Source organism: Achromobacter mucicolens, assembly GCF_029866465.1.
GTDB classification, from domain to species: Bacteria; Pseudomonadota; Gammaproteobacteria; order Burkholderiales; family Burkholderiaceae_B; genus Achromobacter; species Achromobacter mucicolens.
Genome location: NZ_CP123364.1, coordinates 1,337,971 through 1,350,201, shown reverse-complemented (window position 1 = coordinate 1,350,201; position 12,231 = coordinate 1,337,971). Strand labels below are relative to the sequence as shown.

Sequence of the window (12,231 nt, the reverse complement as noted above, 5' to 3'; positions counted from 1 at the left end):
CGCCTACCGCAGCAGACGGCCCACCGTCTCGACCACGCGCCGCACGTCCTCGGCCGACACGTCCAGGTGCGTCACCAGGCGGGTCGGACCGCCGTAGACGGCGCGCATCAGGATGCCTTCCTTGCCCAGCGCCTCGGTCAGCGCGTCGCAGCGCGACGGCTCGAACCGCGCGAACACCATGTTGGTGTCCTGGCTCAGCACGTCCACGCCCGGGATGGCGCGCAGGCCTTCGGCCAGCAGGCGCGCATTGTCGTGATCCTGGGCCAGCCGTTCAACGTTATGCTCCAGCGCGTACAGGCACGCGGCCGCCAGCACGCCCGCCTGGCGCAGCCCGCCGCCCAGCATCTTGCGCCAGCGATGCGCGCGTTCGATCAGTTCCTTGCTGCCGACCAGCACCGACCCGATCGGCGCGCCCAACCCCTTGGAAAAGCAGATGGACACCGTATCGAAGGGCGCGCAAAGCTCGGCCACGGGCTTGCCGCTTGCGACCGCCGCATTGAACACGCGCGCGCCGTCCAGGTGCGTGGAAAGCCCCTGCTCGCGCGCCCACGACGTGGCCGCCTGGATGTAGGCCGCCGGGATCAGCTTGCCGTGAAAGGTGTTCTCCAGCGCCAGCAGACGCGTGCGCGCAAAGTGCGGATCGCCTTTGGGCTTGACGGCCGCGGACAGCTTTTCCAGCGGCAGGGATCCGTCGGGCGCGTGCTCGATGGGTTGCGGCTGGATGCTGCCCAGCACCGCCGCGCCGCCGCCTTCGTATTTGTAGGTGTGCGCAAGCTGGCCGACCAGGTATTCGTCGCCCCGCTCGCAATGCGCCATGAGCGCGGCCAGGTTGCTTTGCGTGCCCGACGGAAAGAACAGGCCCGCGGCCTTGCCGGTGCGTTCGGCCAGGGTTTTTTGCAGGCGGATCACGGTGGGATCGTCGCCCATCACGTCGTCGCCCACGGGGGCAGTGGCCATCGCCTGCAACATGGCGGCGCCGGGCCGGGTGACGGTATCGCTACGCAGATCAATCATGAGGGTTCCAGGAAAACGGGAAAACGGGAAGTCGGAAGGGTCAATCGGCTTTCGCTGCCGGCGCCGCGCGGCTGACGACAAAAATGCCCGCCAGGATCAGCGCCATGCCGCCCAGCTCGACCGGCGTGGGCCGCTCGGACAGGAACGCCCAGGCCAGCAGCATGGCCACGACCGGCACACCGAGGCTGGACAGGCCGGCGATCGACGCGGGCACGCGGCGCACGACCTGCAGCCACAGCAGCCAGCCTGCCGCGGTAGCGATCAGCACAATGTATGTCATGCCGGCCCAAAGCTGCCAACCCCATTGGGCGGGCATCTGCGGCACCAGCCAGGCCACGGGCGTCATGACCAGGCCGCCGAACAGCATCTGCCAGGCCGTGAACGTCATCACATCCGGCGCGTGGCGATCGAACATGCGCTTGGACAACACCGTGCCCACGCCCCAGCACAGGCCGCTGCCCAGGCCCAGCAGCACGGGGCGGATGTCGCCCAGGCCGTTCCAGGGCTCGACGAAACAGACCAGCCCGACAGCAGCCAGCGCGATGCCCGCCGCGTGGCGCGCGGTGGGCCGCTCGCCCAGCAGCCACCAGGCAAACAGCACGACCCAGAACGGCATGGTGTACGCCATGAGCGACACCTTGCCCACCCCGCCGTCCACCAGCGCGGTCTGCACGAAGCCCTGGAATCCCGCAGTCTGCGTCAGGCCGATCAAGAGGGTCAGTTTCCAGGGCGGCATCGACAGCGGCCGGCGCGTTGCGATCGCCAGCGCGAAGAGCACCAGGCTGCCCACCACGTAGCGCAGCGCCACGAAGTCGAAGGGGCCGATGTAGGGGACGATCAGCTTCATCGCAATCCAGCTACCGGCCCAGACCAGGATGGTGCTGAACATCAGGGCAAGCCCTGCGCGATCGAAACTGCTGCTCACGGGTGTGGCTCCATGCAAGGGGATCTGGCGATCAGGAATGAAGACGCCCGTGCCGCAACATGCCGGCACGGGCGTCTTCATTATGCGCCTGTCGCGATGCAAATGGCCGGTGGGATCCGGCCCGATGCGACTACAGCGGCTTGGAGAGCTGCTCCAGGATGGCGGGATTTTCCAGCGTCGAGACGTCCTGCGTCACTTCCTCGCCCTTGGCGACCACGCGCAAGAGGCGGCGCATGATCTTGCCCGAACGCGTCTTGGGCAGATTGTCGCCAAAGCGGATGTCCTTGGGCTTGGCGATGGGGCCGATCTCGCGGGCCACCCAGTCGCGCAATTGCTTGGCGATGGCCTGGGCCTCCTCGCCCTCCGGACGCGAACGCTTGAGCACCACGAAGGCCACCACGGCCTCGCCGGTCGTGTCGTCGGGACGGCCCACGACGGCGGCCTCGGCCACCATTTCGTGCGCCACCAGCGCCGATTCGACTTCCATCGTGCCCAGGCGGTGGCCCGACACGTTCAGGACGTCGTCGATGCGCCCCATGATCCAGAAGTAGCCGTCCGCATCGCGCTGCGCGCCATCGCCCGCCAGGTAATAGCCGCGCAGTTCGGCCGGGAAGTAGCTTTTCTTGAAGCGCTCCGGGTCGCCCCAGATGTTGCGGATCATGGCCGGCCACGGACGCTTGATGACCAGGAAGCCGCCATTGCCCTTTTCGACGTCGCCGCCGGTTTCATCGACGATGGCCGCGGCAATGCCCGGCAGGGGCAGCGTGCACGAGCCCGGCTTGGTGGGCGTGGCGCCCGGCAGCGGCGTGATCATGTGGCCGCCGGTCTCGGTCTGCCACCAGGTGTCCACGATGGGGCAGCGTTCGCGACCCACGTTCTTGTGATACCAGATCCACGCTTCGGGATTGATGGGCTCGCCCACCGTGCCGATGATGCGCAGCGAGTCCAGGTCGAAATTCTTGGGGTGCGCTTCCGGCGTGGCCTCGGCAGCCTTGATCAGCGAACGGATCGCGGTGGGCGCGGTGTAGAACGTGGTGACCTTGTGGCGCGCGATCATGTCCCAGAAGCGGCCGGCGTTCGGATAGGTGGGCACGCCTTCGAAGACGATCTGCGTCAGGCCGGCGGCCAGCGGACCGTACGTGATGTACGTGTGGCCGGTGACCCAACCCACGTCCGCGGTGCACCAGTAGACGTCGTCCTTGCGCGCGTCGAAGGTCCATTTGACCGTCAGCAGCGCCCACAGCAGGTAGCCGGCGGACGAATGCTGCACGCCCTTGGGCTTGCCGGTCGAACCGGAGGTGTACAGGATGAAGAGCGGGTGCTCGGCGTTGACCGGAACCGGCTCGCAGGTGTCGGGCTGGCCGTCCTCGACCTCGTGCATCCAGAGGTCGCGGCTGTCGTTCCATTGCACCTTGCCGCCCGTGCGGCGGTACACGACGACCTTCTTGACGGCCTCGCAGCCGCCCATGGCGATGGCCTCTTCGACGGCGGGCTTGAGCGGGATGGTCTTGCCGCCGCGCACCTGTTCGTCGGCGGTGATGATGAGCGAGGCGCCCACGTCGACGATGCGCTCCTGCAGGCTCTTGGCCGAGAAGCCGCCGAACACCACCGAGTGCGTCACACCCAGGCGCGCGCAGGCCTGCATGGCCACCACGGCTTCGATGGACATGGGCATGTAGATGATGGCGCGGTCGCCCTTCTTGTAGCCCAGCGCCGCCAGCCCGTTGGCGAAGCGGCACACGCGCGCCAGCAGTTCGCGGTAGGTCACCTTGTTGACCTTGCCGTCGTCGGATTCGAAGATGATGGCGGTCTTGTCGGCGTTGCCGTTGGTCAGGTGGACGTCCAGGCAATTGGCCGAGACGTTCAGTTCGCCGTCGCCGAACCAGCGGTAGAACGGCGCGTCGGATTCGTCCAGGACCTGCGTGAACGGCTTGGTCCATTGCAGATTGTCGCGGGCCTGGCCGGCCCAGAATCCGTCGAAGTCGTTCTCGACCTGCGCGCACAGCGCGTTATAGGCGTCCATGCTGGGAATCGCGGCGCCCTGCGCGGCGCGCTCGGGCGGCGGAAACACGCGGTTTTCCACCAGGACGGACTGAATAGCGTTCGACATGATCTTGTCTCCAAACGGTGATTCTGTTGTTTATGCTGCTTTTTTATTACCCACCTGCAACCGTATCGCCGCGCTCTTACGGGCACCTTACGCAAAATGCGGGCCGGAGCCCGCAGATTGACTAGGCCCAAGGCGATGCGTCTGCGCCGGATCTGGGCAGGAAGACGCCCCAAGGCGCCAACCGGGCAGCATGCACAAGCCAACGGCGCGCCGTCACGCGGCGCGCCAACAATGCCAAGCAATCAGCATGCGCCGCCGCATCGAAACGCGCCGGCGCAAGGCAGTCCATAAGGATAGCAGCCGCATCAGGCTTGACGAATACGGCGTTCAGCCGGTCTGCCGGGCGAGGCCGCGTTTCATGTCCACCCGCGACAACAGGGCCAGTCCTCCGACGAAGAACAACCCTGTGACGAGGATGGCCAGGCGGTGATTGCCGTCCGTGCCCCACGTCACCAGCCCGTACGTCAACGGACCGATCACGGCGGCAAGCTGCACGGCAAAGGTCCACAGCGAATAGAACTCGGCCAGCCGGCCCGCGGGCGCCAAGGCGCCGGTCATGGCGCGGCCCGCGCTTTGCGTGGTGCCCATGCACAGCCCGGCCAGCGCGGCCGCCACCCAGAACACGGGCGCGGTGACGGCCGAGTAGGCCACCAGCACCATCACGATCCACCCGGCCAGCGTGATGGCCAGCGCCGGTTTGTGGCCGATGCGGTCCTGCACGTAGCCGAACGAAAACGCCCCCGCCGCCGCGCCGATGTTCACCGTGAACACCAGCAGCATGATCTGCGGCGTGGTGAAGCCCATGACTTCGGACGCATACACGGCCGCCAGCGTGATCACGACGGAGATCCCGGCCTGGTAGCAGGCAATGCACATCAAGAGGCGGCGGAATTCCGGAAAGTGCAGGCCCGTTTCACGCCAGGCGTACGCCAGCCGCTTGAGCATGTGCAGCGCGGCCGGATTGCCCGGCTGCGGCCGAGCGCGCTCGCGCAGCAGGAAGAACGACGGCATCGCAGCCAGCGCAAAGACAGACGCCGTGACCACGATGACCCACGGCACGAATTCTTCGGCGGTGGCGCCGCGGGCCTCGGCCAGCGTCACCACGACGAGCGACAGGCCCAGCGTCAGCATGCCGCCGCAATAGCCGAAGCTCCAGCCCCAGCCCGACACGCGGCCCAGCGCCTGCGGCCGGGCGAGTTCGGGCAAAAAGGCGGCGACCACGGACTCGCCGACGCAATAGCAGTAGTTGGACACGACGATGGCGGCCAGCGCGAGCCACACGTCGCCCGGACCAGCCTGCGTGAGTACCAGCGTGGCAGCCACGCAGCCGATCGTGCTGGTGTAGAGCAGCCGCCGCTTGCTGGCCCGCGCATCGGCGCGCGCGCCCAGCGTGGGCATGGTCAGCATGATGAGCAGGTACGACAGCGACAGCGCCGCCGTCCAGGCCAGCGTGGCCCACGAGGCGCGCCCGCCTACCACGCCGACGAAATAGGTGCTGAAGACCGCCGTGAGGATTACGGTGGTGTAGCCGGAGTTCGCGAAGTCGTACATGGCCCAGGCCAGGACTTCGCGCCGCGTGACGCCCGGGTTCAGCGGACCGTCGCCCGCCCCCCGGGGGTCCAGCGCGGAAACGCCGGCCGGCGTTTCCGGCGGCTGCGCCTGGCTCATAGGCCCAGCGCGGCGATGCCTGCTTGTGCAATCTGCACGTCTTCGGTCGACTTCACGCCCGAGACGCCCACCGCGCCGATGACCTGGCCGTCGGCAATGACCGGAACGCCGCCCTCGAGCATGCCTTCGATCAGGGGCGCCGACAGGAACGAGTAGCGGCCGTTGTTGATGAGTTCTTCGTAGATGCGCGATTCGCGGCGGCCCAGCGCGGCCGTCTTGGCCTTGGCCGGCGCGATGTGCGACGAGATGGGAGCCGCATCGTCCAGTCGCAGCATGCCCAGCAGATGGCCGCCATCGTCGGTCACGGCGATGGTGACGGCCCACTTGTTCTGCAAGGCGTGTGCTTCGGCCGCGGCCAGGATCTTTTTGACGTCGTCGGCGCTCAGCACGGGTTTGGTTTTCATTGCAGTGACTCCTTGATCTGTTCGAGGGCGTTAGGGTCTTCCATGGTGGTCAGGTCGCCGGGATCGCGCGACTCGCATACCGCGACGATCGCGCGGCGCAGCACCTTGCCGGAACGGGTCTTGGGCAGCGCGCCCACGAACCGGATCCTGGCCGGCCTTGCCACCGCCCCAAGCTGTTCTTCCACCAGGCGCATGATATCGCCTTCCAGCTGCTTTGCCGCTTCCGGCGTGTCGGCGCCGGCGGGATTCTTCAGCACGGCAAACGCCATGGCGACCTGCCCCTTCAACGGGTCGGACACACCCACCACCGCGCACTCGGCAATGCCGCTGTGGCTGTTGACGGATTCCTCGATTTCGCGCGTGCCCAACCGGTGTCCCGCCACGTTGATCACGTCGTCCGTGCGGCCCAGGATGAACCAGTAGCCGTCGGCGTCCACCCGCCCCCAGTCGAAGGTCGAATACACCTGCCGGCCCGGAATCGACGTGAAATAGGTCTCGACGAAGCGCGCGTCGTCACCCCAGATGGTGGACATGGCGCCGGGCGGCAGCGGCGGCACGATGGCCACCACGCCCTTCTGCTCGGGGCCCAGGTCTTCGCCGGTGGACTCGCTGACGATGCGCGCGTCAAAGCCGTAGACCGGGAACGAGGGGCTGCCGAACCGGGTGGGCACTTTTTCGATGCCGGGTTGCGCCGACAGGATTGGCCAGCCCGATTCCGTCTGCCAGTAGTTGTCGATGATGGGCTTGCCCAGCCCTTCGGAGATCCATTGCGCGGTCGGCTCGTCCAGCGGCTCCCCGGCCAGGTAGACCGCGCGCAGGGTGGACAGGTCATGCCGCTTGAGCAGTTCGGGATCCTGGCGCTTGAGCACGCGTACGGCCGTGGGCGCCGAGAAGAGCGTATTCACGCCGTACTGCTCGACCAGCTTCCAGAGGATCGCGCCATCCGGGCGCACGGGCGTCCCTTCGTACAGGATGGTCGATTGCCCGCCAATGAGCGGTCCGTAGACGATATAGGAATGCCCCACCACCCAGCCGATGTCGCTGGTGCAAAAATAGGTGTCGCCAGGTCGGCCGTCGAACAGGTATTCCATGGACGAGGCCAGCGCCACGGCGTAGCCGCCGGTGTCGCGCTGCACGCCCTTGGGACGGCCGGTGGTCCCGGAGGTGTAAAGGATGTAGCTGGGCTCGGACGATTCCAGCCATTCGACGGGCACCCGGGCGCCGCGGTGGCGTTCGCGCAGCGTCGCGTAATCCAGGTCGCGCCCGGCCACCGGCTCGAACGGCGCCAGACCGCGATCGAACACCACCACCGACGCGGGCGGCGACTTGGCCAGGCCCAACGCACGATCCAGCAGCGGCTTGTACGGCACGACCTTGCCGGCGCGCGAGCCGCCGTCCGTGCACACCACCACCTTGGGCGCGGCGTCGTCGATGCGCTGCGCGAGGTTCACGGATGCAAACCCGCCGAACACCACCGAGTGGACCGCGCCGATCCGGGCGCACGCCAGCATCGTGAATACCGCTTCGGGCACCATGGGCATGTAAAGCAGGACCCGGTCGCCGCGCCCCACCCCCAGTTCGCGCAGCATGGCGGCGGCGGCGTTCACTTCTTCAAAGACGTCCTGCCACGTATAGACCTGTTCGCGATCCACTTCCGTGGACACCCAGATGAGGGCCGGCTTGTCCGCCTGCGTGGGCAGCCAGCGGTCTACCGCGTTGTGGCACAGGTTGGTGCGCCCGCCAACGAACCACTTGGCGAAGGGCGGACGCGAGAAGTCCAGCACACTGTCAAATGGCGTTTCCCAGTGAATGCGCGTGGCCTCTTCGCGCCAGAACGCGTCGCGGTCATGAACCGAGCGATAGTGGAAATCCCGGGTTCTTTGCATGTTTGTCTCCTGGTATTGTTCATAGGCCTTAAGGCTGATTGATTTTTTGTCTAATCTTTTCAGCCATTCTGGTAGGCAAACCTTGCACGAGGCTTGCCGCAAGTCAAAAAATTCTTCCAGATGTCCACGCTGCATGGATATTTAGGGCCGTTACGTCACGAATCGGCCTTAAAAGTTTGGTAGAATCCCCGCGAAGTTGCACATAATTGTTGAATTTGCTGACATTTCGGCCCCATCCGCGGCTAAAGCGCGGGTTTTTGCTGTCATTCAGTGATTCATCCCCAGGCGAATGCATCGACACTCCAACCCCGCGCGATTCAATTCAACCACTGGCCATGCAAAGGGCGGTCTGCGCATGCTCGCGTTGGTTGCTTGCTTTGCGGGTCTGGCCGGTTGTGCAAGCACTAGTCAAAAGTCAACCGCCCATACGTCCGAGATCGATCCCTACGAGATGGAATGGGTTGCCACCGCCGATGACCCGATCGGCATGCTGGTGGTCCAGAAATTCAAGCGTGAACGCCAGCGCACCCATTCGGGTGTCGGCAGCGACAACGCCATGGTCAGCGAAGCCCTGAATCACCTGGGCATCCGCTACCGCTTCGGCGGCAGTACCCCCGAAACCGGCTTTGACTGCAGCGGCCTGGTCGCTTACTCGGCCGAACGCGGTCTGGGCCTGAAGCTGCCCCGCAACGCCGCAGAAATCGCCCAGCAAGGCGTGGCCGTCGCCAAGAACGAACTGCAGGTCGGCGACCTCGTCTTCTTCAACACCATGGGCCGCCGCTATTCCCACGTTGGCATCTACCTGGGCGACGACCGCTTCGTGCATTCGCCCAGCGCCGGTGGCGTGGTGCGCGTCGAAAGCATGACCATGGCCTACTGGTCCAAGCGCTACAACGGCGCCCGCCGCCTGGACAACACCCTGATGGCGTCGGCCCGCGCGTCCAACTGACCGCCCTGCCGGACCCTGCCCGTCTTCTGGGCAACATCTTCGCACGCAGGCCAACCTGCCGCCATCGTCCAAATGCAAAACGCCGCCCGACTTTCCGTCCGGCGGCGTTTTTGTTTTTTCTCTTCGCGGCGATCAGGCCGCAGGCCGTATCGGCCTCCCCAGTTTGTCTTGGATGCGCGGCAAGACGCGTCCCGTCAATGAACGGTGCCGGCGCGCGGGCACAGGCCGCATTGCTGCAGGGCTTGCTGCATGCTGCACACGGAACGGCGACAAGCCACGACCCGGATGCCGCCGCGCTGCGCCGCGTTGCGGAAGGTCTTCATGACATTGTGGCCAAGAAAATCGGTCAGCAGAATGACCAGTTGCGTGCCGGAAGGTAGTTGCAACGTCTTCTTTTGATGCGAGGGATCGCGCCCGCTGATGTGGTGCGTGATCGAGATGTTGTGACCTTTTAGCAGATCGGGAATATTGCCGAGGCGGTCGGCGCCCACTACCACTGCACTAAGTCCTGCCGTCATGATTTACCTCACTGGGTCGTTGAGCCTGGATGTAATGATAATGATTCCTATTTTTTCGTCAACTTAAATGAGATCAGTTCTTATTTAATTATTTTTATGAGCTTGTCGAATGGGATAGCCGTCTCACCCTCCCCGCCTGAATCGCAGGCAAAAAAAACGCGACGTCGTAAGGACGTCGCGCTTTTTCACGCATGCTGCGGCGATGCGGGCTACTTCGGCGTGCCCTGCACCGCGTCGGTGACGACGGCCCGGGTCAGCGACGGCGCCAGCATCTCCAGGAATGTGTAGACGTAGTCGCGCAGGAACACGCCGGCCTTCACGCCCACGCGCGTGGTATGCGTGCCGAACAGGTGTCCCACGGGCAGGCCGACCAGATTCGAGTCGCGGCGCGGATCATAGGCAACGCCTGCGATGATGCCGATGCCCAGGCCCACGTCCACGTAGGTCTTGATCACATCGGCGTCGATCGCTTCGAGCACGATATCCGGATGAATGCCCTGGTTGGCGAAGATCTCGTCGATCGTGCTGCGGCCGGTAAAAGCCCGGTCGTAGGTCACGATGGGGTATTCGGCCAGTTGCGCCAGCGACAGGCGCTTGGCGGCGCTGGAGGTCAGCTCGGCCAGCGGATGATCGGGCCGCACCACCACCGTGTGCTCCCACGCGTAGACCGGCAGCGTGGCCAGGCCCGGCGTCAGCGCCAGCGATTCGGTCGCCAGCGCCAGATCCGCCTGTTCATGCAGCACCATTTCGGCCAGCTGGGCGGGGCTGCCCTCGGCCAGCGACAGGTGAACCTTGGGGAACTGCTTGCGGAACGCCGGGATCACGCGGGGCAGCAGATAGCGCGCCTGCGTGTGGGTGCAGGCAATGACCAGGCCGCCTTCGTCGCGGCGTGCGAATTCGTCGCTGACTTTTTTCAGGTTGTCGACCTCGCGCATGATGCGGTCAATCACCTGCGACACGGCCAGGCCGGGCTTGGTCAGCCCCTTGATGCGCTTGCCATGACGTTCGAAGATCTTGATGCCCAGCTCGTCCTCGAACTCGATGATGGCCTTCGAAACGCCGGGCTGCGACGTGTAGAGCATCCGGGCGGCTTCAGTCAGGTTGAAGTCGCGCCGGATGGTTTCACGCACGAAACGAAATTGCTGGAGGTTCATTAATTGGCCCCTGATAGACCGGCCAATTATAAGTAATAAGAACGCCTTGCTATATGAATTATCGATATAAGCTTAGGAGCAAGGCGTCCCTCTTTCAGCGCATCGAGATCGTGGTGTTCACGGTCTTGGCGTGTGCCGACCAGCGCGCGGTCACCGTCTTGGTCTGCGTCCAGAACTGCACCGCCTGCTTGCCGTTGGGGCCCAGGTCGCCCAGCTTGGAGCCGCGCGAACCCGTGAAGCTGAACCACGCCACCGGCACGGGGATCGGCACGTTGATGCCCACCTGCCCCACGTCGATGTTGTTCTGGAAGTAGCGCGCCGCGCCCCCGTCCTGCGTGAACAGCGCGACGCCGTTGCCGTTGGGGTTGCGGTTGATGAACGCCACCGCGTCTTCCAGGGTCTCGACACCGACGCAGCACAGGACCGGCCCGAAGATCTCTTCCGTGTAGATAGTCATGTTCTCAGCGACGCCGTCGAACACGGTCGGGCCGACGAAGTTGCCTTCCTCGAAGCCGGCCACCTTCAGGTTGCGGCCGTCCAGCAGCAGCTTGGCGCCTTCGTCCACGCCCTTCTGGATCAGGCTTTCGACGCGCTTCTTGGCGTTGGGCGACACCAGCGGACCCAGGTCGGCTTCGCGATCCGTGCCGGCGTTGACCTTGAGCTTCTTGGCGCGCTCGACGAAGTCGGGCAGCCAGTTGCGGGCTTCGCCCACCAGCACCGCCACGGACGAGGCCATGCAGCGCTGGCCGGCCGCACCAAAGGCGGCGCCCAGCAGCTGGTTCAGCGCCACTTCGGGATCGGCATCCGGCAGGACCACGCAGTGGTTCTTCGCGCCCATCATGGACTGGCAGCGCTTGCCGGCGGCCGACGCGCGGTTGTAGATCTCGGTGCCCACGCGGGTCGAGCCGATGAACGACACCGCCTTGATGTCGGGGTGCTCGCACAGGCCGTTGGCCGTTTCAGGACCGCCGTGCACCACGTTCAGCACGCCCGGGGGCAGGCCGGCTTCCAGCGCCAATTCCGCCAGGAACAGCGACGACGTCGGATCCTGCTCAGAAGGCTTCAACACGAACGTGTTGCCGCACGCCACGGCGATGGGAAACATGAAGCACGGCAGCATGACCGGGAAGTTGAACGCGGTGATGCCCGCGCACACGCCCAGCGGCTGGATCAGGGTGTAGACATCGATGCCGGACGCCGCGTTCTCCGCGTACTCGCCCAGTTGCAGGTTGGCGATCGAGCAGGCGTGCTCGACCACTTCCAGGCCACGGCCGACTTCACCCTCGGCGTCCGGCAGCGTCTTGCCGTGTTCGCGGGTGATCATCTCGGCCAGCTTGCCGGTATTGGCGCGCAGCAGTTCCTGGAACTTGAGCATGACGCGCATGCGCGTGCCCTGCCCGGCGTTGCGCCAGGTCTTGAAGGCCTCCTTGGCGTTGGAGACGGCCAGGTCCAGTTCTTCGCGCGTGGCGAAGGGCACCTTGGCAACGACCTCCTGGGTGGCGGGGTTGATCACGTCTCGCCATTCGGTGGTTTTGGACTGCACAAGCTTGCCGCCGATCAGTAGCGGAACGCGCGGGACTTCACTCATTTTGTTGCTCCTCAC

10 protein-coding genes are annotated in these 12,231 nt (G+C 65.4%); 1 reads left to right on the top strand and 9 read right to left on the bottom strand.

The window, feature by feature from the left end; genetic code table 11:
• Nucleotides 1-3: 3 nt before the first annotated feature.
• The 6 genes from ltaE to QEP15_RS06080 form a co-directional block, all read right to left on the bottom strand.
• Entirely contained in the window at nucleotides 4-1,014 is a 1,011-nt protein-coding gene (gene ltaE, locus QEP15_RS06105) for a low-specificity L-threonine aldolase (protein ID WP_280148564.1), read from the bottom strand.
• 40 nt (nucleotides 1,015-1,054) lie between these two features.
• Complete coding sequence (locus tag QEP15_RS06100) at nucleotides 1,055-1,903, bottom strand: DMT family transporter (RefSeq protein WP_152385433.1); 849 nt, start codon at nucleotides 1,901-1,903, stop codon at nucleotides 1,055-1,057.
• Nucleotides 1,904-2,069: 166 nt separating this feature from the next.
• Nucleotides 2,070-4,049, bottom strand: coding sequence for an acetate--CoA ligase (gene acs, locus QEP15_RS06095; RefSeq protein ID WP_056321994.1), 1,980 nt, complete (start codon nucleotides 4,047-4,049; stop codon nucleotides 2,070-2,072).
• Between the two features lie 327 nt (nucleotides 4,050-4,376).
• Nucleotides 4,377-5,717, bottom strand: a complete 1,341-nt coding sequence (locus QEP15_RS06090) for an MFS transporter (protein ID WP_280148563.1) — start codon at nucleotides 5,715-5,717, stop codon at nucleotides 4,377-4,379.
• Entirely contained in the window at nucleotides 5,714-6,121 is a 408-nt protein-coding gene (locus QEP15_RS06085; RefSeq protein WP_056321988.1) for a GlcG/HbpS family heme-binding protein, read from the bottom strand. The genes QEP15_RS06090 and QEP15_RS06085 overlap by 4 nt, the downstream gene beginning before the upstream one ends.
• Complete coding sequence (locus tag QEP15_RS06080) at nucleotides 6,118-8,007, bottom strand: propionate--CoA ligase (protein ID WP_280148562.1); 1,890 nt, start codon at nucleotides 8,005-8,007, stop codon at nucleotides 6,118-6,120. The genes QEP15_RS06085 and QEP15_RS06080 overlap by 4 nt, the downstream gene beginning before the upstream one ends.
• A 289-nt stretch (nucleotides 8,008-8,296) precedes the next feature.
• On the opposite strand from QEP15_RS06080, the gene QEP15_RS06075 reads away from it, so the two are divergent.
• Nucleotides 8,297-8,956, top strand: a complete 660-nt coding sequence (locus tag QEP15_RS06075; RefSeq protein WP_280148561.1) for a C40 family peptidase — start codon at nucleotides 8,297-8,299, stop codon at nucleotides 8,954-8,956.
• A 194-nt stretch (nucleotides 8,957-9,150) separates the two neighbouring features.
• Here the strand turns inward: QEP15_RS06075 and QEP15_RS06070 are convergent, their stop codons facing one another.
• The 3 genes from QEP15_RS06070 to QEP15_RS06060 form a co-directional block, all read right to left on the bottom strand.
• Nucleotides 9,151-9,474, bottom strand: coding sequence for a DUF2325 domain-containing protein (locus QEP15_RS06070; RefSeq protein WP_035212827.1), 324 nt, complete (start codon nucleotides 9,472-9,474; stop codon nucleotides 9,151-9,153).
• A 209-nt stretch (nucleotides 9,475-9,683) separates the two neighbouring features.
• Nucleotides 9,684-10,628, bottom strand: a complete 945-nt coding sequence (locus QEP15_RS06065) for a CysB family HTH-type transcriptional regulator (RefSeq protein ID WP_056321979.1) — start codon at nucleotides 10,626-10,628, stop codon at nucleotides 9,684-9,686.
• A gap of 94 nt (nucleotides 10,629-10,722) precedes the next feature.
• On the bottom strand, nucleotides 10,723-12,216 hold the full coding sequence (locus QEP15_RS06060; protein WP_056321975.1) for a CoA-acylating methylmalonate-semialdehyde dehydrogenase: 1,494 nt from the start codon (nucleotides 12,214-12,216) through the stop codon (nucleotides 10,723-10,725).
• Between the last annotated feature and the right edge of the window lie 15 nt (nucleotides 12,217-12,231).

Bases quoted from the DNA above. Each gene is read 5' to 3' on its own strand.
- QEP15_RS06085 (WP_056321988.1), bottom strand. From the start codon at position 6,121: ATGAAAACCAAACCCGTGCTGAGCGCCGACGACGTCAAAAAGATCCTG.
- QEP15_RS06080 (WP_280148562.1), bottom strand. From the start codon at position 8,007: ATGCAAAGAACCCGGGATTTCCACTATCGCTCGGTTCATGACCGCGAC.
- QEP15_RS06090 (WP_280148563.1), bottom strand. From the start codon at position 5,717: ATGAGCCAGGCGCAGCCGCCGGAAACGCCGGCCGGCGTTTCCGCGCTG.
- acs (WP_056321994.1), bottom strand. From the start codon at position 4,049: ATGTCGAACGCTATTCAGTCCGTCCTGGTGGAAAACCGCGTGTTTCCG.
- QEP15_RS06075 (WP_280148561.1), top strand. From the start codon at position 8,297: ATGCATCGACACTCCAACCCCGCGCGATTCAATTCAACCACTGGCCAT.
- ltaE (WP_280148564.1), bottom strand. From the start codon at position 1,014: ATGATTGATCTGCGTAGCGATACCGTCACCCGGCCCGGCGCCGCCATG.
- QEP15_RS06100 (WP_152385433.1), bottom strand. From the start codon at position 1,903: ATGTTCAGCACCATCCTGGTCTGGGCCGGTAGCTGGATTGCGATGAAG.
- QEP15_RS06070 (WP_035212827.1), bottom strand. From the start codon at position 9,474: ATGACGGCAGGACTTAGTGCAGTGGTAGTGGGCGCCGACCGCCTCGGC.
- QEP15_RS06060 (WP_056321975.1), bottom strand. From the start codon at position 12,216: ATGAGTGAAGTCCCGCGCGTTCCGCTACTGATCGGCGGCAAGCTTGTG.
- QEP15_RS06065 (WP_056321979.1), bottom strand. From the start codon at position 10,628: ATGAACCTCCAGCAATTTCGTTTCGTGCGTGAAACCATCCGGCGCGAC.